The organism is Methanospirillum lacunae, from assembly GCF_003173355.1.
Taxonomy (GTDB): domain Archaea; phylum Halobacteriota; class Methanomicrobia; order Methanomicrobiales; family Methanospirillaceae; genus Methanospirillum; species Methanospirillum lacunae.
This window is the reverse complement of record NZ_QGMY01000002.1, coordinates 534,672-558,375: the sequence shown is the minus strand read 5'-3', so window position 1 is coordinate 558,375 and position 23,704 is coordinate 534,672. Positions and strand designations below refer to the sequence as shown.

Annotated in this window: 26 protein-coding genes and 1 tRNA gene; 11 read left to right on the top strand and 16 right to left on the bottom strand. The window is 42.4% G+C overall.

Translation table 11 applies throughout. The features are described 5' to 3' along the window. Positions 1 to 169: 169 nt before the first annotated feature. Both pyrE and DK846_RS03085 read right to left on the bottom strand, forming a co-directional pair. Entirely contained in the window at positions 170 to 688 is a 519-nt protein-coding gene (gene pyrE, locus DK846_RS03090) for an orotate phosphoribosyltransferase (protein ID WP_109967433.1), read from the bottom strand. After that, positions 682 to 1,182, bottom strand: coding sequence for a CDP-2,3-bis-(O-geranylgeranyl)-sn-glycerol synthase (locus DK846_RS03085; protein WP_109967432.1), 501 nt, complete (start codon positions 1,180 to 1,182; stop codon positions 682 to 684). Before DK846_RS03085 ends, pyrE begins: the two co-directional genes overlap by 7 nt. Before the next feature lie 144 nt (positions 1,183 to 1,326). Here DK846_RS03085 and tes point away from each other — a divergent pair, with 144 nt between their 5' ends. Further along, positions 1,327 to 2,790, top strand: a complete 1,464-nt coding sequence (gene tes, locus DK846_RS03080; RefSeq protein WP_109967794.1) for a tetraether lipid synthase Tes — start codon at positions 1,327 to 1,329, stop codon at positions 2,788 to 2,790. 11 nt (positions 2,791 to 2,801) lie between these two features. Further along, entirely contained in the window at positions 2,802 to 3,596 is a 795-nt protein-coding gene (locus tag DK846_RS03075; protein ID WP_109967431.1) for an ATP-grasp domain-containing protein, read from the top strand. A 25-nt stretch (positions 3,597 to 3,621) separates the two neighbouring features. Here DK846_RS03075 and DK846_RS03070 read toward each other — a convergent pair whose 3' ends face one another. From DK846_RS03070 to DK846_RS03045, 6 genes are all read right to left on the bottom strand, one after another. After that, the gene (locus tag DK846_RS03070; RefSeq protein ID WP_109967430.1) at positions 3,622 to 3,906 is read right to left on the bottom strand and encodes a UPF0058 family protein; all 285 of its coding nucleotides are present in this window, start codon (positions 3,904 to 3,906) and stop codon (positions 3,622 to 3,624) included. Positions 3,907 to 3,964: 58 nt separating this feature from the next. Then, positions 3,965 to 5,254, bottom strand: coding sequence for a DNA primase DnaG (gene dnaG, locus DK846_RS03065; protein WP_109967793.1), 1,290 nt, complete (start codon positions 5,252 to 5,254; stop codon positions 3,965 to 3,967). A 105-nt stretch (positions 5,255 to 5,359) separates the two neighbouring features. Further along, positions 5,360 to 5,695, bottom strand: coding sequence for a DUF167 domain-containing protein (locus DK846_RS03060; RefSeq protein ID WP_109967429.1), 336 nt, complete (start codon positions 5,693 to 5,695; stop codon positions 5,360 to 5,362). 187 nt (positions 5,696 to 5,882) lie between these two features. Continuing rightward, positions 5,883 to 7,160 (bottom strand): dihydroorotase, encoded by a 1,278-nt coding sequence (pyrC, locus tag DK846_RS03055; protein ID WP_109967428.1) that lies wholly within the window; start codon positions 7,158 to 7,160, stop codon positions 5,883 to 5,885. A gap of 53 nt (positions 7,161 to 7,213) precedes the next feature. Next, positions 7,214 to 8,086, bottom strand: a complete 873-nt coding sequence (locus DK846_RS03050) for a DUF4349 domain-containing protein (protein WP_109967427.1) — start codon at positions 8,084 to 8,086, stop codon at positions 7,214 to 7,216. 72 nt (positions 8,087 to 8,158) lie between these two features. Beyond that, complete coding sequence (locus DK846_RS03045; protein ID WP_181391587.1) at positions 8,159 to 8,605, bottom strand: universal stress protein; 447 nt, start codon at positions 8,603 to 8,605, stop codon at positions 8,159 to 8,161. 200 nt (positions 8,606 to 8,805) lie between these two features. On the opposite strand from DK846_RS03045, the gene DK846_RS03040 reads away from it, so the two are divergent. The 4 genes from DK846_RS03040 (at position 8,806) to DK846_RS03025 (ending at position 11,765) form a co-directional block, all read left to right on the top strand. Further along, positions 8,806 to 9,462 carry a VTT domain-containing protein gene (locus DK846_RS03040; RefSeq protein WP_245926438.1) on the top strand — a complete coding sequence of 219 codons (657 nt, stop codon included), beginning with the start codon at positions 8,806 to 8,808 and terminating at the stop codon, positions 9,460 to 9,462. A 175-nt stretch (positions 9,463 to 9,637) separates the two neighbouring features. Beyond that, positions 9,638 to 10,255 carry a DUF5612 domain-containing protein gene (locus DK846_RS03035; RefSeq protein WP_245926437.1) on the top strand — a complete coding sequence of 206 codons (618 nt, stop codon included), beginning with the start codon at positions 9,638 to 9,640 and terminating at the stop codon, positions 10,253 to 10,255. Next, on the top strand, positions 10,252 to 10,833 hold the full coding sequence (locus DK846_RS03030) for an L-threonylcarbamoyladenylate synthase (RefSeq protein ID WP_181391586.1): 582 nt from the start codon (positions 10,252 to 10,254) through the stop codon (positions 10,831 to 10,833). The genes DK846_RS03035 and DK846_RS03030 overlap by 4 nt, the downstream gene beginning before the upstream one ends. Continuing rightward, positions 10,830 to 11,765 (top strand): DNA polymerase subunit beta, encoded by a 936-nt coding sequence (locus DK846_RS03025; protein ID WP_109967422.1) that lies wholly within the window; start codon positions 10,830 to 10,832, stop codon positions 11,763 to 11,765. The genes DK846_RS03030 and DK846_RS03025 overlap by 4 nt, the downstream gene beginning before the upstream one ends. On the opposite strand, the gene DK846_RS03020 is transcribed toward DK846_RS03025, so the two are convergent. Next, complete coding sequence (locus DK846_RS03020) at positions 11,742 to 12,440, bottom strand: CRISPR-associated protein Cas4 (RefSeq protein WP_109967421.1); 699 nt, start codon at positions 12,438 to 12,440, stop codon at positions 11,742 to 11,744. The two genes, DK846_RS03025 and DK846_RS03020, sit on opposite strands and share 24 nt — an antisense overlap. A gap of 30 nt (positions 12,441 to 12,470) precedes the next feature. On the opposite strand from DK846_RS03020, the gene DK846_RS03015 reads away from it, so the two are divergent. From DK846_RS03015 to DK846_RS02995, 5 genes are all read left to right on the top strand, one after another. Next, positions 12,471 to 12,761, top strand: coding sequence for a DUF3467 domain-containing protein (locus tag DK846_RS03015; RefSeq protein ID WP_109967420.1), 291 nt, complete (start codon positions 12,471 to 12,473; stop codon positions 12,759 to 12,761). A 52-nt stretch (positions 12,762 to 12,813) separates the two neighbouring features. Next, positions 12,814 to 12,885, top strand: a tRNA-Thr gene (locus DK846_RS03010). A gap of 265 nt (positions 12,886 to 13,150) precedes the next feature. Next, complete coding sequence (locus DK846_RS03005) at positions 13,151 to 13,933, top strand: GNAT family N-acetyltransferase (protein ID WP_109967419.1); 783 nt, start codon at positions 13,151 to 13,153, stop codon at positions 13,931 to 13,933. Between the two features lie 192 nt (positions 13,934 to 14,125). Beyond that, on the top strand, positions 14,126 to 14,362 hold the full coding sequence (locus DK846_RS03000) for a hypothetical protein (RefSeq protein WP_109967418.1): 237 nt from the start codon (positions 14,126 to 14,128) through the stop codon (positions 14,360 to 14,362). Positions 14,363 to 14,526: 164 nt separating this feature from the next. Further along, positions 14,527 to 15,747 carry a multidrug effflux MFS transporter gene (locus tag DK846_RS02995; RefSeq protein ID WP_109967417.1) on the top strand — a complete coding sequence of 407 codons (1,221 nt, stop codon included), beginning with the start codon at positions 14,527 to 14,529 and terminating at the stop codon, positions 15,745 to 15,747. Positions 15,748 to 15,836: 89 nt separating this feature from the next. On the opposite strand, the gene DK846_RS02990 is transcribed toward DK846_RS02995, so the two are convergent. From DK846_RS02990 to DK846_RS02955, 7 genes are all read right to left on the bottom strand, one after another. Continuing rightward, a complete protein-coding gene (locus tag DK846_RS02990; RefSeq protein WP_109967416.1) occupies positions 15,837 to 16,232 on the bottom strand; it encodes a hypothetical protein in 396 nt (131 codons plus the stop codon). 934 nt (positions 16,233 to 17,166) lie between these two features. Then, complete coding sequence (locus DK846_RS02985; RefSeq protein WP_109967415.1) at positions 17,167 to 18,183, bottom strand: YeiH family protein; 1,017 nt, start codon at positions 18,181 to 18,183, stop codon at positions 17,167 to 17,169. Between the two features lie 431 nt (positions 18,184 to 18,614). Then, a complete protein-coding gene (locus tag DK846_RS02975; RefSeq protein ID WP_109967413.1) occupies positions 18,615 to 19,379 on the bottom strand; it encodes a response regulator in 765 nt (254 codons plus the stop codon). Positions 19,380 to 19,387: 8 nt separating this feature from the next. Next, on the bottom strand, positions 19,388 to 20,047 hold the full coding sequence (locus tag DK846_RS02970) for a tetratricopeptide repeat protein (protein ID WP_181391585.1): 660 nt from the start codon (positions 20,045 to 20,047) through the stop codon (positions 19,388 to 19,390). Then, positions 20,040 to 21,422, bottom strand: a complete 1,383-nt coding sequence (locus DK846_RS02965; protein ID WP_109967411.1) for a hypothetical protein — start codon at positions 21,420 to 21,422, stop codon at positions 20,040 to 20,042. The genes DK846_RS02970 and DK846_RS02965 overlap by 8 nt, the downstream gene beginning before the upstream one ends. A 125-nt stretch (positions 21,423 to 21,547) precedes the next feature. Continuing rightward, a complete protein-coding gene (locus DK846_RS02960) occupies positions 21,548 to 22,069 on the bottom strand; it encodes a hypothetical protein (RefSeq protein WP_109967410.1) in 522 nt (173 codons plus the stop codon). A gap of 2 nt (positions 22,070 to 22,071) precedes the next feature. After that, complete coding sequence (locus tag DK846_RS02955) at positions 22,072 to 23,697, bottom strand: PKD domain-containing protein (RefSeq protein ID WP_146201105.1); 1,626 nt, start codon at positions 23,695 to 23,697, stop codon at positions 22,072 to 22,074. Between the last annotated feature and the right edge of the window lie 7 nt (positions 23,698 to 23,704).

Here is a 23,704-nt window from a genome sequence, read left to right as displayed (position 1 = left end):
ATAAAATGACACGGTTGCCTGCCTGATTCTCTGTCCTGTGACTATTTGTCAGCCATGCGTAATTACTCTGACGATCTTACAATTAACCGAACGTAAGGCATTCATCAGAAAGAGTGTATCAAACCACTCATATAACATCATAAAAAGATGGGCTAGATTATGTTAATACCTATTTCTGAACAAGATCGCTTTTGGAAACCAGAGAAGTCAGTTTTATCCCTGCATTGGAAAGTGTCTCTTCTGCTCCCTCACCCCTATCTACAACTGATATTATGTCAGTTATAACGCCGCCTGCCTGTCTGATCTGATCAACACCAAAGAGAGCAGACCCTCCAGATGTAGTAACATCTTCTATCATGACGACTCGTTTCCCTTTCACATCACCGATGATAAGGGAGGAGAGACCATGTGTTTTCTGCTCTTTTCGTATGATTACATAAGGCCTTCCACTCTCAAGAGATGATGCAACAGCCAGAGGAACACCGCCAACTGCTACCCCGGCAACCACATCCCATTCCAGTTTCTGATCCATGACAGAAACTGCAATGGATTTCAGGATTTCAGGGTGAGTCATAGCCATTTTAATGTCAATATATACATCACTCTTCTTTCCAGATGCCAGTGTAAAATTACCAAATCGAATTGCACCAATCTGAATTAACTGATCCTTAAGACTTTTTTCTACCATGGAACGTCTTTCACTCCCATTTTGTATCCAATAATATTAACAACCCGGTGTAATACTGGCGTGATAATCAGAATAGCGATGATTACCGGGACAGTCAGGACTGAGAATGCAAATGCCGGATTTCCAACAAAGAGAAACAGGAATGCACCAGCCACGAAATCATACTGGTCAACAAGAGGCCATTTTCCTCCCCGTTCAATTCCTGCCCGGCGCTTGAAGAAACTTTTTACCATGTCACCAACAAGAGCGCCGGTTGCAAGAAGCAAGACAGAAAAGATGTTTAACTTAGGAAGCATTGAGAAGACCGGCTGTCCCTGCGCCATTATCTGTAGAATGCCTATGATGCAACCACAGGCTACCCCGCCAAAAAATCCTCGAATGGTTTTTCCATCGCCAAGAATCCTTTTTCCATCATACCAGGTATGACCACCGTCTATGGGAATCCCTCCGCCGACAGCTGCAGCTGCTGAATTTGGAACATATGCAGGGAGCATCACCCAGAAGGCCGATGCTATTGTAAGAAAGAGATAGAAGATTATAGATGCTCACTCCTGAATAAATATAAGCGTCTAATCTGCATAAATAACAGATACAAGCGTTTCGAACCAGATATCTTCAAACCTGTGGTGGGTGATATTATCCTTCTGAAAAAGACAAAAAGTCTCTGCCCTGTATGCAAAAAAGTTCTCGATGCTGAAATCTACGAACGGGAGGGGCGGATATATATCGATCGCACATGCCCGGAACATGGTCCGTTTTCGTTTCTGTACTGGGATGATGCTGAACTGTACAAAAGATATGATGAATATAATATTACAGGAAATGGTCTTGATAACCCACAAATAACTACTGACATCAGTTCCTGTCCAAATGACTGCGGAATCTGTAATCACCACCACTCTACAACACTACTTGCAAATATTGACCTGACAAACCGGTGTAACCTGAACTGTGAGTTTTGTTTTGCAAATGCAAGAGCATGCGGGTATGTGTATGAGCCAACGTTTGAACAGATCAGAGGTATGCTTCAGGTTCTTCGTTCTGAAAAACCAAATGCAGCCCCTGCAGTCCAGTTTGCTGGTGGGGAACCCACTATGCGGGATGATCTTCCGGATATTCTCCGGTTAGCTAAAGAACTGGGATTTCTTCAGGTTCAACTCGCAACAAACGGAATAAAACTAGCTTCAGATCCCGATTATGCTCGACAACTCAAAGATGCAGGTCTTCAGACTGTATACCTGCATTTTGATGGAGTTACAAAAGAAACCAATTTCAAAATAAACCATGATCTGAAAGCGGTAGAAAACTGCAAGAAGGTCGGCCTTGGTATTGTCCTGGTGCCAACGATCATCAAGACAAAGAACGACCATGAAATTGGTGGAATCATCAGGTTTGCCACCGAGAACATTTCAGTCATCAGGGGTGTCAACTTCCAGCCGGTCTCTTTTACAGGTGCAGCAAACCAGGAAGATTTAAACCGTGAACGAATTACAATTCCTGAACTTTTAGACAGAATAGAGTCACAGACAGATGGAGCCATTTTAAAAAATGACTTTTATCCAGTGCCCTGTGTTGTTCCGGTTTCAGACTTTGTTGAAGCATATACCGGAAAATCACAGATCAAATTTACTGCGCATCAGCATTGTGGTGCGGCAACCTATGTCTTTGTCAGAGAAGAGGGAATTGTTCCAATCAACAGGATAGTTGATGTGGATGCATTCTTCAACTCAATTGAACAGTTATCACGGAAACTTGAGAAGAGTGGCACACTTTCAAAGAAGATGGTTGCCATCAACGGCCTCAGGGAGTTTTATAACCAGTTCAAGGGTGATGAGAAGAATAAGGGGCTTGATGTCTGGAAGATCCTTGGGAAGACCCTTATCACCCATAACTTTGATTCCCTCAGGTCATTTCACTGGAATGCACTCTTCATCGGTACGATGCACTTCATGGATAATTACAACTATGATATCGACCGGGTGAACAGGTGCTGCATTCACTACGCTACGCCTGATGGTAAACTGATTCCTTTCTGTACCTATAACAGTGGCCCTGTATACCGGGAACAGGTCTGGAAGAAATACAGTCAACAGTCAGAATAACTTTTTTTAGTATGATAACCATAATCCCAAAACCAACCGATATACCATCAGATAACTCTACCCGCATGGTAATGGATGAACTCGACCGGATGGGGGAGCGCTATCAGGCATTATTCCTTGAAGCCATAGACCCATTCTCATGCGGGCTGGAGCGGGAGACCATCTGGGCCTGTGGTATAAGACAAAATGGACATAACTTCGAAACTCTCTCTGCTCTGGCACTCCATAACAGGGTTATCAACCCACCAGAAGGAATAGTCACCTGTGCAAGCAAGGTGAAGACCTCAGCCCTTCTTATGAAAGATGATGTTCCAACTCCGGAGACCTTTTTCACCGAGTCACGTTATCTTGCCGGAGAGTTTATCAAAAAACACGGGAAAGCGGTATCAAAACCGGTGTATGGATTTGATGGTGTTGGGATAGTTCTCGTTGAATCAGAAGAGCAACTTGGTGAGCCTCCATACTATCTGCAGGAATATATTCCAAACGATCGAGACTTCAGAGTCTTCGTGATAGATGGTGAAGCTGTCGGCGCAATTATGCGGGTATCTGACAGTCTGACGCACAATATTCACCAGGGTGGTTGTGGTAGTGCAGTACCCATTACCCCGGAGATCAATGATATTGCATCACGGGCAACTAAAAGTGCCGGGGTTGATTATGGAGGAGTTGATCTCCTGATTCATGGAGATACATATACTGTTCTCGAAGTCAACGGGACTCCGAACTGGCACTGCATGGAAGCACCAATCCCCAGACTTCTTGCCGAGTATCTGGTTGAACAAAGAAAGATAGAAAAACAGTAAACAAAACAACATTTGGTGGATCTTATCAGGATCCACACTCAATCTCTTTCAAGGCTTTTTCTGCCATCTCCTGCATACGGGATGACATATGAGCGGTTGAAGGATTCTCAATATTTTTCATTGCCTTTGCAATAGCATTACCCAACACAAATATTGCATATTTGTGCTCCACTTTGCTCCTGTGAATCTGTGTAGGAGTTATCTTCAGTGACTCATACTCACTAAAGTCAGAATCAGGATTATTTTCCTGAAGGTAATCCTTCACATCGATGAGCATCTGATGGAGTGAGATTAATTCCTCTTTATGCACACTATCACTCCTCATGTATACATTAACTTAAAAAATATAAAATAATGAGCCAGTTGGCTTATCTAAAAGGAATAAGACGAACAGATGCAGGACGCCTGACAATTCCGGTAAATGAAGGTGCAGCCAGGAATTTAATGCCAAGGAGTGATAGTTGATCAAGAAGCTGCTGATTTACATCCTGGTCAATGACAACTCCCTGAAATGTCTGGTCATCTGGAATAGGAGAATCCTCAATCTGTGACACCGGCATCTCAAGAACCACATCTCCTTCTCCTGACAACATCCTGATAACTCCCCGTTCCCGGACTTCACTGATATGAGTAAAGACTGAGCGTGGCTTGTAAGGGGGCTCTGATACTTCTTCGTCTATAGGTGATTCAGGAGATGCCTGATCTGGTTCTACAGGTTCAGAAACAGAAGATTCAGGCATCTCTTCAGGTTCCTGTGGAGATGATACTTCTTCTTCAGGCTCTTCATTCTTCTGGACTGTTTTTCCCTCTTTGTCACGGTTCGATAAGTATTCTGCTACGCGGTCCTCGAGTACATACTCTATTGGAACTTTATTACGCAGGGATTTGATGATCTCTTTACGCGAGAGATCCTCTACTGATTCTCCCCTGGGAGGAAATGCAACAAAATCAATGTCAGTCACTTCGAGAAGTTCACGAAGAATAAGATCACCACCGCGATCTCCATCCAGAAAAGCAGTTGCAGTTTTCTTATGACACATACTGATGATCGTACCTGGAACACTGGTTCCCTCAACAGCAATTGCATTTTTAATACCAGCTCTCAGCAGATTGATCACATCTGCCCTGCCTTCAACGACAATGATCGCATCTGACTGAAGGACATTCGGACCAGCAGGAACATTATCTGGGCCTATTGTCTCAATCTTCTCAATACGCTGGCTTTCCCTGACTGCATCAATAAGTGATTCGGGATCAATACCCGGTTCCTCAAACTCAAGAAGAAGTGCTTTAGCTCGTTCTATGATCTGGTTTCGCTTCGTGACCCTGATATCTTCAATGTTCTGAACCTGAACCTGAGCAGCGCATGGACCTACACGGCTGATAGTCTCCATGGATGCGGCAAGGATTGCAGTCTCTGCACGATCCAGTGAAGTAGAAACAAGGATCTCACCAGAAGACCGACCCTGTTTGCTTACGACCCGGACATCAATCCTGCCAAGTCTACCCTGACGTTGCAATTCACGTAATTCGAGTTCAGAGCCTAGGAGACCTTCAACCTGTCCAAATATAGCACCGACTACGTCCGACCGGTCAACCACCCCTTCTGCCTGAACGGTAAGGTGTATCCGGTATTTCGTAGTCTCCTGCTCATACAATCCCACTACCTCCACAAACAACAATAATTACCATAATTATGGGAAGACAGTCTCTCACAAAGTATTTAAACAATACGATGATTCCCAAGAGGAACAACAAAAAAACTACGATGATGCTGATATGAGAGCAGTCAGTTTTTGTGCAAGGTCTTCATCAGAGACTTGATCTATCTTAATTCTCTTTACCGATGAAGTCTGTCCGCTGATTATATGGACATTAGTCTTTGGAACATTCAGGGTTTCAGCGATAAGGCCCATGATTGCCTTGTTGGCTTTTCCCTCTACTGCAGGAGCCCTGACCTGAATGCCAATTGCCTGACGCCATCTATTATAGCCAGTGGGAAACCGTTCGACACGGCTGTTTGCTGAAACTTCTATAGTGAAAATAGTACCGCCATCAGTGGCAACAAGAGAAGCCCTGATCTCATCAGGAGTTGTCATAAGAGTTGTCACCCGGCATTAACAAATGGTTATCATCAGTGGCTTTTGCCGTCCTTCACCCATTAAACGCCCTCTGCCGGGCGGTGCCGTAATATGTACCATTTCCGGGTTGTCCCATGGATCATCTCTTGAGTCTTCATTAGATCTCCCGGGGACCTATGGAAATGAGGAAGGCACACCACACTATTTACTTCACCGGGATATATCCTCTTCCCTTTATCCAGGTAGGATTCGTTTTAATGCAGGCCTTCTGATCATATGCCACTTGTCCTGCCATGATTACCGTATCAGGAAATACACCTTCCATCCCTTCATATGGAGTCCATCCTGCTTTGGAGAAGAGATTTTCTGCCTGAATTGAGGTACAGACTTTTGGATAGAGAGCGAAATCAGCACGCATTCCCGGCTGGTACCCGGCAGGCTCAATCCCGAGGATCCGGGCAGGGTTCGTTGAAGTCTTTTCTATAACATCGATACGTGAAATTCTTCCATTATGTACTTCAGCCATAAGAAGAGGAATCATGGTTTCAACTCCAGGAATTCCGGAAGGAGCATCAGAGAAGGGTACTGATTTTTCCTGTAGTGTATGGGGAGCGTGATCAGAAGCAATGACATCTATCTTGTTCCAGCATTCCCATAACCGCTTACGTTCATGTTCTGTCCGCAGAGGAGGGTTAACCTTGGCATGTGTATCATCAGGAGTACAGGAATCATGTGAAAGAAAGAGGTGATGAGGGGTCACCTCGATAGTCCCAATATCTTTACTTTTTATAGTCGATATCGTGTCGGCACATGAAATGTGACAGAAATGTATCCGGGATCCTGGTGTAGCAATTTCCTGGATTATTTGAACTGCCTGTTTTTCTCCAGCGATGGATCGCAGCGTATCATGTGTAGCAAGTGTGTTGTCCTGACCCTCTTGCACAACTTCAGCATGGAGTGTCACAAGTCCGTCGAGGTTTTTGATGGTATGAATAGCAGACTCAAGATCGTCACGCGTGAGAGCCTCTCCATAACTAGAAGGACCGGCAAACGTTTCTCCAAATGCCATTGCACCGGCCCGTGCCATGCCTTCCAGATCAGCATCAGTTGTAACACCCGCATTTATGGCAAAGTTGCAGTATGCCTGCTCCTCTGCAAGGTGCGCACGATCCTGAAGAATCTTCCCGGTTGTTATAGGAGGTATAGTGTTCGGCTGGTCAACAACAACAGTCACTCCTCCGGCAAGAGCACTTTTAGTTCCAGACTCCCAGTCTTCTTTTTGAGCCTGGATTCCGTCTCGCATATGCACATGCATATCAATGCCTGCAGGAAGGACGATCTGATCGTTACATTTGTATATCGTATCAGCCTTTCCTGATGCGCCAAGATGGGAAACCCTGCCGTCTGAAAGGGTAATATCACAGACCCTCCCTCCGGGTATCAGAACATCCCGGAGCACCAGAACTTCCTCCTCCAGATTCATACAGGAGGTTTGACCTTACAGGTCATAGATTCACGTGCAAAAAAATAAAAAATTCAGTTCGATCGCCGTACTTTCCACCTGGAATAGATGATAACTCCAATTGCGGCAATGATGATGACAGGAAGTAAGGTCATAATCATGATCACGAGCCAGACAACGGTATCTGCGAATCCTCCAATTGCCTGACTGATCACTGAAGTGATAGAATAGCCGGGAGAAGGAACAACAGATGCAGGTTCTGACAGACGAACAGTGATGGTTGAGAAAGTTATCCGGTTATCAAGATATTTCATCTTCCCGGTTATCCGGTCGAGTTCAACCTGAATCCGTTCGATCTCACGCTGAACCTCAAGAATTTCAGAGACATTAACAGCCTGTCCGAGTATCCGGTTATACTGCGAGAGTTGATTGGTAAGAGCATTCTTTTGAGCATCCAAATCAACGTATTCTTCAGTAACATCCTGGGCTGTAACGCTACTCGTCGTAACTTTTCCAAGAATCTGAATTTCATTAAGAGTTTTATCAAACTTTGATGAAGGAACACGAACAGTCACGACACCGGTGTATTTGTCCTCACGTCCTGCTGATACTGATGATGACTGAACAACACCTTCACTTTTCGTCACAATTTCTTTAATTGAGTCGGCTGTCTTTCTGACATCAGAAACCTGCAGCGAAAGATCTGCCGTGTTTATGATCTTCTGGTCTGATTGCGTAAGTGGTTCTAATGATTGTGTCACGAGGTTAGTACCACCGGCTGCTCTTTTTTCAGCAAGTGGGGCCGGGGCAGCGTTCTCTGTAGCACCATATGTATCAGAAACTTGTAAACCCGGATTTACGAAGTCCACTGGTTTATCAAGTGCCGTACACCCTGATACCAGGATAAATAGACACAGCAGCAGAGAGAGAAGAGTATGAGGCAGCATAGCCAATTCTCTGCATCATAGAATAAAAGGTAATTGTCGGGAAGTTACCGGAGGTGTTCAGCCATGTACCGATTATCTGATAACAATCGTTGAAATCTTGGAATGAGTGACAATGTAAGTACTCACACTACCAAGTAGAATCCGCTGACCAAGACCTTTCCCTGTTGAACCAACAGCGATAATGTCTGCATTGATCTCGTCTGCTGCTTTCAGGATCTCACTTCGTGGATCTCCAAGCCTTACAATTAACGAGATCTCAAGACCGTGATCATGGGCGATATTCTTCACTCTCTCAGTAACCGCTTCTTTTTCCTCTGCTATGATACGGTCCCTGATTTCATGAAGTGTGGATATTCCTTCATATCCAGCAGCTCCCTCTATAGTGGCATATTTTGAAGGCGAAATGACATAAATCGCATGAAGTTCAATCTCCTCTGTATTAAAATACTCAATTACCTTCAGAAGGGCTGTATCTGCCTCAGGTGATCCGTCAACTGCAGTAAGGACTTTCCTTTTCATGGATGATCTCCATTGGTCTTCCCGCGATATTAGCCTGTCTGATTCTTTCAGGTGAGAACGGGTTATTCTCATTCTTCCATGACGTCCAGGCAAAGATATTTCCTTATCAGGACTTGTTATCAGAAGCAAGTACCCTGAATAAATGAGAGTGAAAATCATTTTTTGCGGGAAACCTCATGAGGAGGCACGAACAATCTCCTATGAGCATGTCCGTCAATCCTCTCGATCTCTTCCTCAACCTTGATCAATCGTTATCCCAAATGGCCGGTGAACTTGGTCTGCTCATCTACCTTGTTCTTTTTATCATCATCTTTTGCGAAACCGGTTTTGTAATAACACCATTTCTTCCGGGCGATTCACTGCTCTTTATTGCCGGAGCACTAGCAGGATCCGGAGTTCTGGACCTTCCGCTCCTACTTGTTGTTGTAGCATCTGCCGCCATTCTTGGTGACACTGCAAACTTCTGGATCGGTCGTTATGCTGGAGAAAGGATGATGACCGGGAGACTTTCAGGGTTTGTAAAAGGGGAATGGATCCAATTTACCAGGGAATTTTACGCCAGATGGGGCGGTGCCACCATTGTTGTTGCACGATTTGTTCCATATATCAGAACTTTTGCCCCCTTCCTCGCGGGAATTGGAAATATGCACTATCGTTGGTTCCTGATATATAACATAGCCGGCGGTCTTCTCTGGGCCGGGGGACTTGTTCTTGGAGGTAATATAATCGGAAATGTTCCGGTAGTTCAGCACAATGTCGGAGTGCTCATGTGGTTTGTTCTTCTACTCTGCCTCTTTGCAGTCGGCATGGTTATCAAGATGCTTCTTCAGGGGATCATGCACCGACGTGATCCATAACTGTTTTTTTACAGGATCGAGAAAAATTGTATCTTTGGTAACGTCAACTCTACTTTGGAAACCAGAACAAGAAAAATTCTGATTATTATTGATGATGGATAGGAGTTGATTCAGAACGGGATCTGAAGAAGGACTCAAGGCAGTCTGTATCATAGCAAGAAACAAGTCAGGAGTTTTGAAAGATATTGCAACAGTGTTTGCAGAACATAAGGCAAACATTGTCATGATACACCTAGAAGCCTGTGAAGGACAGTGTGATGAGACATACGAAGAACTTTATGTTGAATTTGAAGGAGAGATCATTGAAGATCATCTCATCACCAGTCTTCAGAATCTTCCTGGAGTCAGTGAAGTCATTATCCATCGCTCCTTCGGCGATATTTATGGAAAGAGGGTTATCATCATCGGTGGCGGTGCACAGGTTGCTCAGGTAGCCCTTGGAGCAGTTAACGAGGCAGACCGGCATAATATCAGGGGAGAGAGAATTTCAGTTGATACAATCCCGCTCGTTGGTGAAAAGACTCTTACCCAAGCTGTTGATGCCGTAGCAAGACTGCCGAGGGCATCCATGCTTGTCCTTGCCGGATCTCTGATGGGAGGAGAGGTATCTAGAGCAGTCGACAGGGTGAGGGCTTCGGGAATTCCGGTAATTGCACTAAACATGGCAGGTACGGTTGTTGATCATGCCGATCTTGTCGTAACCGATCCAATACAAGCAGGTGTATTCGCAGTCATGCATGTTTCATCGATAGCAGTTTTTGATTTATACCGGGTACAGGGGAGAAAATTTTGAAAGAGCAGATTAAAAAAGCAGTTGATGTCCTGAATAAAGACGGACTTATCGTATATCCGACTGATACTCTATACGGTCTGGGGGCTGATGCCCTCTCAGAAGAGGCGATTCATAAAGTCTATGAGGCGAAAGGTCGCGAATATCACAAACCACTTTCTATTGCAGTTTGTGATGTAGAGATGATATCAGCCGTTGCCTATGTTGATGAGATTGCAGAAGCGTTTCTCAACGAATTTCTGCCAGGACCGGTAACACTGGTTCTTAAGGCACGGTCAGTACTTCCTTCCCTTCTGACTTCTGGAACCAATCTTATTGGTATCAGGTATCCGGCACAGGATGTAGCACTTGAGATAATAAACAGGTTTGACAGCCCGATAACTGCAACCAGTGCCAATCTTTCAGGAGCTCCCTCCCCGATAACGATTAATGATGCCCTGGTCCCACATGATTTTGCCATTGATGTTGGGGCACTCAAAGGCACGCCATCAACGGTTGTAGATCTGGTGAACAGGGAGATTATTCGTCCGGGAGCAGATATTGAACGGATAGCAGCCATGCTTGCAGAGTGGATAGAATGAATACTCGTCCAATCAGAATCCGCGACTTTATCAGGGATGCTGATAACTGGCTTTATGCAGTAGCTGCATACGATACGAATGGGGGTGTTGGTTGTGTTCTCCGGTATATCCCTGATCCATCTGGTGAACGTGTTGATCCAAAGGGAATCAGATATCGAAAGGTAGACTTTGAAGAAGCATATGCCCTGATCCAGAAGAAGAAGCCCGAGTACTCAGGCCTTGTTCACAGGATTCCTCTTTCAGATATTGTAGAGATACTCAAGCCAGATGAAAAATTGTCGGTTATTGCTGATCGAGATTCAGCGGTTAACCGGTTCAAGGAAATATTCAATCTTCCGGAAGGAACATTTGGTGTTACCGGATCCCGACTTTGCGAAATTGCGGATTCTGGATCAGATATCGACGGGGTCGTGTATGGGAACTGGTTTTCCCGTGCCCAGGAACGACTGAAAGAGGGAATTGTATCCGGTGATATCGAAGATCTTGATGATAGTCTCTGGAAGACCGTATATAAAAAACGCAATCCGGATCTTGGGTACGAGGAGTTTATCCTTCATGAGCAACGAAAGTGGAATCGCGGGCAGATAGACGGTACCTATTTTGATCTCCTCTATTCCCGGGGGTATGAAGACCTGCCCGGTTTTGTGATGCATAAAGGAGAGGTACTTGGAACCCGGACCATCGAAGCATCTGTTATAGATGATACATTCGCCTTTGACAGTCCGTCAATCTTTGAGATTTCTCATCCTGAAATCAACCGGGTTTTATCATTTACCCATACCTATACCGGACAGGCAAAGAAAGGTGAGACGATAGAGGCACAGGGTATTGTAGAAAAACACGGTGATCAAAAGTGGCTCATTGTCGGAACTACCCGGGAGGCGAAAGGTGAGTTTATCAGATCACTTTCACTTCTTGAAGAGAATGCTTGAGAGTGTTTTTGGTTTGTCAGGATTACACTGATTCACATACAGACATTTTTTACATGGGGCATTCACCGGTTTATCCAGAAGATTGCCATTCATCACTTTTTGCGCCATGTGCAATGCCTGCAATAGTCTTCGCCGGTCCCGTGGTTGCGGTTCACAGTACCTGACAATTCCATCAGGAATGTACTCGATATTTCCCCCAACTATATCAATGCCAGTAGATTCTTTGAGACAAAGAATACAGGCAGCTAACCGAACCCGGTCATCAGACCAGCACCCGTATGCAGGAGCTCCCGAACTTCTGATTATTGAGATCGTGTTTGAAGAAGAGTCAAGTTTGTCAACAAGTCCATAGATCCCGTACCGAACAGAATGAACCTGAATATCACTGTCAGTATACTTAACAACCGGTGTGTGGGCCATAATCTCCAGGCACCGGGAAAGATATTCCCGCAGGTCTGGCTTCACGGTAGGATCGATCAAACATATTTCTTCCCAGAGTTGATCTTCATCAGGTGTCTGATCCTTACAGAGAGACACCTGCTTGCAGATGGTATACTTTCCAGAGGATATCACCGGGTCATGTCTTGAAAAGTAGTATCGTCGTGGACACCGGTATGCCTGAATAATTGAAGATATCGAAATAGTATCCCCGGTTTTATTGTTTGATTCGGTCAATTTAATGCAGATCCCATATAAGATGTAGGTATGACCTCAAATGAGATTCAGGTGACTATTCCCCCAAACCTGGAGCCCGTATACAGTAATATGATCCAGATCGCTTATAAAGAGGATGAGTTTACGTTTATGTTCCTTCACCAGATTCCGGGAATCAACCAGGCCCGGGGCAAGGCAGTAGTCAGCATCTCACCAACCCATGCAAAGAATCTGTTAGAGGTACTTCAGAGAACAGTTGGAGAATATGAACAAAAGTTCCGGCCACTTGAAGCATCAAAGGAAAAAGCACAGAATGTTACGTCAATGACCGGATACTCGTAAAATATATTTTAACGATTTTTTTTTATGTCAGGAGATCGACATATATAGGCACGCCGTTGTGGCTTAGCGGTATAGCGGCTGATTCGTAATCAGCAGGTCGAGGGTTCAAGTCCCTCCAGCGGCTTTGAACTATTAATTCCTAAAGACTTTTTTTGTATGTATTATTTCAGGAAATATTTGTTTTCAAACAATACATAACGAATAATCCTTTTCATTCAATGACGGTGATATCTACTCCATCAGATCTTGAACCATCATCCAGGAAATACTGACAGCCCTAATAAGGCTGTCCAATCTAAAAACTTCCATTGGATAGCCTCAAAATAATTAGAATGTGTTTTCAGAAATTATATATTCCTTTTTGAGATATCAATTTAATCGGATTCTGTATGCACGATCTTGAAATTATTAATATAATTCCTGAAAACATTGCCCAATATGGAGTCTGTGGGTACAAAAATATGGAAAAACACCTAGAACTCAGGAAGAAGATCAACTGGTTTAAAGAATACTATCCCAAGGGACTCAGGATGAAAATCCTTTTTTCAGAATCAGCAGGATATCAGGGTATGATTGAATATATGCCAGGAGAAATCGCTCACCGACCGGTTGAGGCAGACGGATATCTTTTTATTCAATGCTTATTTACTGGTTTTAATAAAGAATACAAAGGAAGAGGATATGGAAAAAAATTAATCAGGGAATGTATCAGAGAGGCGAAAGAGGGGGACTTTAAAGGTGTCGCAGTAGTCACCCGCTCTGGAGCATTCATGGCAAAGAAAGATATTTTCATCAATCTTGGTTTTACCATCACCGATTCTGTACAGCCTGACTTTGATCTCCTTACATTGTCGTTTCATATTGACAATAAAATGCCCCGATTTTCTAATGATATTTCATCACGGGCTGCAGATTATCCCTCTGGCCTGACTATAATAAGATCTGCCCAGTGTCCATATTCTGAAAAAAACGTTGAGGCAATTATGAAAACTGCGAAAGAAAAATATCACCAGACTCCCGTCCTGATAGATCTAGAAAGTCCACAAAAAATAAGGCAAACACCCTGCGCATTTGGGACCTTCTGCATTATTTACAACGGAAAAGTCATCAGTCATCATCCGATCAGTAATACAAGATTTGAAAATATCATGAAAAAGATAATGGCTAACTAGAAACCAGAATATTGAATTTAACATATGCTAAGAGAATATTGAGATCTGAATCTACAAATACAGTATATTAAAAATTCAAAGATGAAGATATTATATCCGGATCAATTGCGTAAGTAGAAACTTCCACGTTTTTTATCGATCGAAAAGTTCCTTCAAACCCTGATGGGAATTTCTGGCTAAATTTATAATAGTGTGCAGATAGTCCGAATTTTCCATCATACTATCACTATCCTTGTTGTAACTCAAACAAACTCATATACAAGTAGAACAAAAGAATGTCTTGTGGTAAAAATGGAAAAGATGGATTATGAGAAACCAATGGCTATTGACCTGAACAGTGACGCATTCATCGGTGGGGCCGAAACATGTACATATGGAGAAATGTTCAATAATCCTGCCTGTTGCACTGGGTCAGGTGTAACTACTTAAAGCAGTCTTTTTTTCCACAATATTATGTCTACCTAAATCAGCTGAATTCTTTTTGATTCAGGTACTTTTTCCCAAGATATCAGATTGCAATATTTCACAAAGAACTCAATTATATTTAGTTTTGATTACAATAACAACCCCCGAAATAACTTCTAAATGTTAATATGACTGCCATATATCAGGAATCCAAACCGATTTCATCCAGACAGAAATATCTGGGTGATAAAGGGCTTATAGTGTTTATCGCTCTTTTATCAGCTTTTGCCCCAATTTCTACCGATCTCTATCTACCTGCTCTTCCCGGTATGAGTGATTATTTTCATGTCACCGGCGATCTTGCAAACCTTACTCTCATCCTCTTTTTTATATTTTTTAGTCTCGGGATGTTTGTATGGGGGCCACTATCAGATAAATACGGACGCAGACCTATTTTAATAACCTGTCTCGTTCTCTATATCATTTCTAGTTTTGGATGCGCAATTTCATTGAACATCTGGTACCTGATCGTATTCAGGGTTTTTCAGGCAATTGGAGGAAGTGGTGCAATTACTGTTGCCACAGCCATTGTCAGGGATTCATATTCAGGAAAAAAACAGGAATCTGTCCTTGCAGTTGTACAGTCCATGATATTTATAGCCCCGGCGGTAGCCCCTGTTCTGGGTGCATTCATGCTACCCTATACATCATGGAGAGGCATATTCTGGACTTTAACTCTTATAGGTCTCATCTCTCTTTGCGGTGCTCTTCTTTTTAGTGAATCTATACCATCCAGATTTAACGGGACGGTTATGCAATCGATGAAGAAACTGGGAGTTGTTTTAAGCAACCGTAGTTTTTCCTCTCTTCTTATCATTTTTTCATTGACTACAATCACCCCCCTGTCATTTGTAGCTGCATCTTCATTCATCTTTGAACGAGGATTCGGTGTGTCTGAACAAGTATTTAGTTTATTTTTTGCCCTGAATGCTCTCGGACTCATCCTTGGACCATTTATATATCTATGGCTTTTTCGCCATTTCACAAGATCACAGATTATCGTTTTTAGTTTTATAATCACCATCATCGGAGGTGTTCTGGTTTGTATAATCGGGAATTTGGGACCGCTTGTATTCTCTTTCGCCCTCCTTCCTGCATCAGTGATGACAAGTTGCGTCAAGATACCCGGGACATTCTTAACCCTCGAACAACAAAAAAAGGATACTGGTTCCGCAGTTGCATTAGTAAATTCTTTTAGTCTCATTTTTGGAACAATCGGAATGTTTCTCATCTCCTTTGATATGACGGGAACATTCCTTTTAGGAACCTTGAATATCGTTGTTGGATTTGTCTGTCTCGTTGGATGGCTAATAGTGAAAAAACTAAAGGTGGCAGATATCCAGGAATAAACCAATCAATGTTACCCGAAATTGGAATGGGCCAGAATTATTGAGATATTCATACAATGAATAATATCAAAAAAAGTAAGAGGGTATGTTCAAAGTGTATATTCTTTTTTGGTCAGACTAAAAAAATCCCCATTTACACTTAATTTTTCATCTGTACGTTCTCCATCTATCATATACTGACCATCATCCGATAGAGAATAAGTATCCTGTACTGGTGATATCCAGATCATAAAGAGAATTTTTCCGTTTATTGAAATATTTCCTTCAACATAAACGCAGAATTGTGTTGAAGACAGGGCGTAATAATCTCTGATTATAGTGGAACCATTATGAATTAAAATTATAATATTCCATTTACTGGCCAAGATACCGGTCCAATCCTGATCAGGGATAACAGTTCCATTTCTGGTTGCATTAAATGTGTACGAGTAAGATTCACCAATATTAACCACAACATTTACGGTTCCGGTACCGTAAAAATCCATGGTATCTTTTGAGAGTTTCCCTGATAATTAGAACGGATCAGCCACAACCGGATTAGGTACCGTGGTTATTCAATCTATTACAGAGCCATTCTAATAGAGGTATAATGTATAATTACATCACCCTATGCCCCGGTCCATGGAGAATCCTGATGAGAAATTTTGTCAGATTCGTCTGCATGAACAAAGCGGAAAAGAGAACATAGAATTACTATCATCGAACACTCGGTAGTAAATTCTTATAAATTTGTATTTATTTATGAGAAAAAATAAATTCATATATATCCGTTCTCCATAGGGAAGTGGGGCAGCAAAATTAGGGCCCTATTTGAGACATTTGGTACGATCTTTGAGATGATAATCAACAAAGGCATGCTTTTTTGAAACGGATAACTATACCAAAATCGTCACAATTCTAGTAGAATTCTGAATTGAGTAATTTGAAAAATTTCATTATCTATAATAAACTCACCAATTGTCAAAGATAGTATGAAATTACCCCATATCATCATAAACCGATCAAGGGGTTATACTCGAACTAGAGGAAAATAAAAGGGAATTAAATCTTATATTCACCATGCCCCGGTGTTATACAGGACATAAACCCTTCAATTAGAGAACATTCACGAAATTCTTCGTGAGTAATATGGAATGAACATGGCCAGTGAATTAGATCATACAACCGTAATGCATCTCGCATTAAAACGCTTGAGCACAAATTCTTCGGGCCAATCATCCACTTTGAACATCGATCAGCTCCTTCCTTATCCGGGTTATAACGACTACATTCTTCACATGACCTAATCCGTCTTTCTTCTTCAGGCGGAATCATAGGTGGTAATATCCTCTGCTAACAAAAAGAGTTTTTGTTTTGAGATTATTGTATCATCTATAGACTCATTTCTTCATATATGACCTAGATTGACGGCTTAAGAAGTTAAGAGAGAGGTCCACTTAGCCACTGAAGACCAAGACTACTTGTTGCAACAAGGAACCAGAGAATCCCACCAAGTGCAACCGGACGCCATCCGGCTTCTTTTATTGCAGAAAATGAACTACTCATCCCAACAGCGGCCATCGCCACAGTAGTCCCGAAATGTGCCATGAAATTTATGGGATCATTTAAAAGATCAGGGATAAATCCACCAGTATGAACAAGAACGGCAATTAAGAACCAGATAAGAAACGGAGGTATCAGTCGATACCAGACAGTGGTCTGTCTTTGATCAGGAGGCAACTGGTTATTATGTCGCCAGCTCTCAAACAGTGCTAAAGGAATTATTGCAAGTGTTCGGGTAAGCTTGACCACTACTGCATACGTTGCAGCAATGGCACCATAGACTGTTGCAGCAGCAACCACTGAGGATGTATCATTTATAGCTGTACCGGCCCACATTCCAAAAGTATCCTGTGACATTCCCAGAATATGTCCAATAGCTGGAAAGAGTATAGCACCCAGAACATTGTAAATAACAATTACCGTTATTGAAACAGCAATTGCTGGGCCTGATGCTCCAATCACAACACTCATCGTTGCAATGGCAGAAGCTCCGCATATCGCAGTCCCATACGTGACAAGAGTCCGGGTTTGATCTTCAATCTTTAAAAACCGCCCGATAATTAGGCCAGCGACCAGACAGACCGCGAGAGTTCCAATCATGATTGGCAATCCCGAACCACCGATCTCTGCCACCTGACTAAGTGACATTCCGGCGCCCAGTAACACGATAGATGCCTGAAGAATTTTCTTTGAAGCGAAAGTTACTCCTGATATCCATTCATTTCGCAGACCGAAAACCTGACCGGTGAATAAACCAATAAGAATGGCTACTACCGGTCCACCAAGAATAGGAACTACCAGTCCAACTTCCCAGGCAATAATTCCAATAATAACTGGAGGAATAAGACCCAGAATTATATGATAAAAATTACCGAGAGATTTAATTAAATCCATGATTACGCCAAACGAAAATATCTATAATATCTTTTAAATTCGTCTTTTTATATACAGCAGGCTGATTGCATCAAAAAAAGATTCATCACTACAAATCTTGTAATCTCTTCCAAAAAAAATTGTTGATTCCTTTAATTGACCCTTCACGGATATCAGAACCATATGAGTCCTGATTTAATCGTTAGTTTCAGTATTCATGGTAACGAATCATATAACAAAATTCCCATACTAACCATAAAGAGTGCTTCATCATCAGATTCTTCTGCAGCCCTGATAATGTCTACGAAAAAGATCAAGTTAAATACTAAAAATAGAGGTAAAGAAATCCTAGTAAAAAAGGGGAACTATTTAAGGTTCTTCATCACCGCTACATATCATCCCATGAGGTCTTCGGACCATAAATGAAAACCAACTGGATAATATTAAATATCTTAAGTTTGGCCTGTATCAGATAAATCGTGGACTATAAGCCACATCCCTTCAGGATCGCCGTTATCATTATGCACAACATGAGCTCGAATAGAAACAGGAATTCTGTCCCCTGTACACCGGATGTACTCACGCTTGTACTCTTCCGACAAATTATCAGAGTCATCAATACTTTTCAGAGAAAGGGAAGTTCCTTCTTTCCACTCGTCAGGAATCAAATTTAAGAAAGAAACCCCTTTTACCGTATCCTCCAGACATCCTGTTATCTTCTGGAAGGCAAGGTTGACATTTTGGATGCATCCATTAGTATCAACATATACCAAACCGTCATGATTGATATCACTGAGATCACGTAGGGCATGAGTCTGCTTCTGTAGTTTTATTTCCATTTTATTTTGTGATACTAAGAGATTGATGATCTGAGTGAATGCGAGATATTGAAGAGGACCTTCTGATCCTTTCTCCAGGAAAAAATCTGCTCCTCCCTGCAGGGCTTCAAGTGCTGTAATTTCATCTCCGTGACCGGTTTGAATGACAAAAGGGATACTCAGGTTCATCGCACGGACCTGTTTTAAAAAGTCAAGTCCATTCTCTTCAGGCATATAATAATCAGAGATGATGATGTCGTATTTATGTTCTTCAAGTAAGACTAGAGCCTCGGCAACTGAAGGGGCAGTATCAACTTCAAAATCTGGATTAGACTCCAGAATATATTTTACCACATCAAGAAGTGCCTTTAAATCATCAACGACAAGAATCCGAATCATACCCCACCTCACAGAGATTTCAACTGCTCTGTAGCATGATGGTAGTCGGGATCAATGATTAAGGTTTTCGAATACCAGTCCCTTGCATCCTTCACTTTTCCCATTTCTTCATATGTGTGAGCAATATTATATGCAGCATCAGGATAGTCAGGTCTGATATCCAATACTTCTAAGTAACATGCTATGGCATCTTCAAACCGTTTCAATGATGCCAGGGCATTTCCTTTATTGAGAAGTGCAAGGAGATGATCTGGCCTGATATCCAGAGCCAGGTCATAAAGAACAAGTGCTTCATCAAATCTCCCGAGAGACTGAAGTGTATTTGCCAGGTTGTAAGACGCTTCAAGAGACTCAGAATCCCTTGAAAGAGCCTCTCTGTAAGCAAGTTCTGCATCATTATATCTGCCAAGGTTCTGAAGGGCAAGCCCTTTGTTATTCCAGTATATTGCTGGTGACGGATCTGCTAAAAGAGCCTGTTCATAACAGGAGAGGGACTCGGTATGCTTCCCGAGCATATCAAGGGACACTCCTTTCAGATTTAGGAGAGCAGGTTCTCCTGGTTTCTTTTCAAGAAACCGATCAATAGAGGTAAGAGCCTTCTCCGGGTTTCCCCTCTGTATCTCACGGATAATAGTAGCCGCAAGAACAGTATCTGCCCGTTTACCCATTCTGCTTCCGCTTCTGCCACCAATACCGATATACAGCATAAACAGCAGCATTGATTATAATAATCAGGCACACTATTCCAATTATTGAAAGAACTGACTTGGGAACTTTATTCGTTATGGATGTCAGCGGTGTTAACGATACTGGACCTGGATTTTTCTGTGAACTGGAATTAGTAATTGTTTTAGTCTGTACTGCCGGGGTAACTGATGGCAGAGGGGTGATAACAGGTGTCTGAGGATTGCTACCTTGTTCTCCCGGAGTTGGTACTGGAGTAGTAACCTCAGGAGTATTCGCTGGAATTGTGGTTATGGGAGTTACTGGTGCATCGATTGGAATTGATGGCTGATAACTAACACCACCTGAAGATATTGAAGAACCTTGAGTCTGATTATTTACAGAATTCTGAACACTTTGATTTATCTGATGAGACTCTGATGGAATATATAGGGCATATATCGCGGCTTCGTAGATATCTCCTGTTATTTCATTTGTAAAAGCACTTGATGTTGTATGGACGGGTTCCCAAGAGGCAGTCTGGGAGATGTATTCATACAGTGAAGGACCAGCACTGATGATATCATAGGCTCGTTCAGGAGGGAGTTTGAGTACCAGTATACCTTTTGGATTAAAGTATGTCTCTGATGGAATGATTTCATATGCATATCCAGTAAACTTCAGACTCTTATTTGTTGAGAGTGGTGGAAGATCAGAGACACTTTTTGGTCGTATACCAACAGCACTCAAAAACTGCCCTTCAGGAGAGAAGAGCATGGTTGCCTTTCCAAACTGTAACTCGGCAAGACCATCCTCAGCTTTGAATATACGATCCTGATCAAGACCATAACTTATCGTGGTTCCAGACCCGGATGATGTACTTCCCGATGTGGATGACGAATAGGGCCCGGAATCCGAATTTACAACTGCATTATTAGTAGAAATAGAAGTTATATTGTCAACCGGAGTCATGTATGTAGCAGGAGATGCCATTGTTGTAGAGCCTGTTCCTACCGCAAGATCAAGTTGTTTAGATACACCCGGTTCATAATCAACAGTCTGGACAGCCTGCTTATCACCGATCTTGAAAGAAATTTTAAGCATACCTGGCTTGTACTCTTCTTCTGGAACAGATACCTTCAATCTATCATCGAAAATACCAGGACCACCATAAAACCCATCTACTACAGTCTTGATGCTTCCCTTTTCATCTCCATTAATCATGGCAGTTATATTTGTGCCAGATGGAGCAGGTTTACCATCGATAACTACACTACCATAAAATTCAGTGGGCATAGGTGGGATGGCTGATACATGTACTGCAAAAAGCAGAATGAGAGCACAAGGAACAATCCGGGTCAGTAAACTCCAGTCCCTCATAGAATATGTACTATTTCGGTTTGAGATAAACTATATCTATCGTTTTCAATTGTTCACATGAATAAAAAGTAGTGCCTGGTATGTCCATAGACCTGACTTGATCGTCAGTTAAAGAAAAAAGAATATCAGGTACTCATTGGAACTAAAGGAACCGGACCAGCTCCAGTTATAACAATTGTCATTGCAACAGGACTGGTTTCGTACCTGCCTTTTTGATCATCATCGATCATTACCGGGGTTGCCCTAATTGTCGCATAACCGGGAGCTTTGGCATGTACCTTTACTGTTGCCAGATCAATTTTCGGTGCCCCTGGATGCTGGTTATCATTGGAATCAACTCCCTGTATCAGGTAAGAAGAATCAGATTGCTTTTCAATATCCTGAAGTCCTGTCCATTTTGGTAGATCTATGCCGATGATATCAACAATGTCAGGAGTATCTAGTGAAATGATTAGTCCATATCCGGATAATCCACGTGAAGCACCGTCCATCAGAAGGTGAACCTGAACATTGTCACCTGTATTGCTTTCCACCAAATCCGGAGAAAAGAAGAGAACAGGCTGCGATAGAGCTAGGGCTGGAGTGGAAAATATACTGATAAAGAAAAATACTGCAATAAGTTCTAAAAAATGTGCTAATTTCACCATGATCACACCATCTTTTTCAGCATCACAATATCCCCATACCCAATGAAACCACTCCCGTCAAAGTCAAACTGGGTAACTGGTTCATTCTTCTGTGCAAACTGAAGATTTTTTAGGTATACTATTGGATCATCATTCTCCAGCCATCCATTCCCATTAATATCCTCGTATCTTCCATCTCCATCAGGATCAGTTGGTACAGAATAATTTCCTCCATCAGGTTTTGGAAACGGACTTACCGTGACATACGGGAATTTAACAGTTACAGCATTTTCCTTAATTGTCCCTGCAGAATATCCGGACTTTCCTATAGACAATGATATAGAATAATGCCCGGGCTGGGTATAGGTATGGTTCGGACTTGAGATGATAGAGCCACCTCCATCTCCAAAGTTCCATTTCCAGGAGTCTGGTCCTCCACTTGAATTATCAGCAAAATGAACATTAAGTGGAGGATATCCACTTTCAGGAGAGACAATAAAATCAGCAATCAAGTTTGGATTGTCAATTGGTGTGATATTCTGTACTGTCGTATTATATACTGTATCAAGTGTCTCCCATTGAGTCACTGGGAGGCTTTCCCCATAATCCAAATATGTTGCAGAATAATCCATGTACTCATTTATGTAGAATGTACCATTCGGCCTGTATGCAGAAGTCCCCCAGCTGTTCAGGCATTGCCAATATCCTGCTGTTCCATTGTCAGTATACCCGGTAACCAGAACCATATGACTCCCTCCGGTTGAGGTATAGGTACTTCCTGCATAGGTGTCAATATCAAAGTATGACGCATCCTGTAGCCCATAATCCCAGAACCGATCGAATTCATTCCAGGCATTCTGGTCAGGAAGATAGAAAGTAAGCATTACTGGTTTTCCATTTTCCAGCAATCTTTTGATATTTTTTATTGCAGAATCCTGCGGGATATTTAATGTTTCAACACGTGAAACATCAAGACTTGTAAGTTTGTATGAAGGAGTCAGATTAATAAGACTGGAGTCAATATTCGAATGCCCTGTAGACGTAACATTTCCATCGAAAAATGCAGCATTTGTATTGTTCCAGGGAATAACAGTTTTATTGCCACCATACTTACCACTCAACATATAGAAATCTACAAAATTTCCAGGATTTCCTCCGTTGCATGCACAATCAGATGAGGAGTACGGAGATTTCCCTCCATTATGATACTTAGAGTTGAGATATTGGACAGACAACCTGTCATTTACACCGTTCTGTGTAGAATGCGCAACTTCCAGAGCACTGGTTCCCACCCATACCCAGCCATTTCCACAATTTTGTTGATCCCGTTCAGTTGCATTGTATGTTATGTAACTTAAAAGGCTCATCGTGGACGAGTCGGAAAGATCTTTTTTGAGATCACTGTTTTTCACTGATGCCAAAGGAGCATTCAGGTACTCTGAATTCCATTGCTTTCGTTGATCCAATGAAGGATGAGCAATCATTGCTGAATGAGCAGATGTAGACACAGCCGTTGTATCAGACTGGAATAGAATTTTTGGAGCATCCATCTGGGAAGAGAAACCTCTATCTGCAACCCCTATGAGTGGAATAAAACAGAGCAGTATTAAAACAGCCAGAACCTCCACTCGTCTTTTTGTACGTACCAAAATCAGT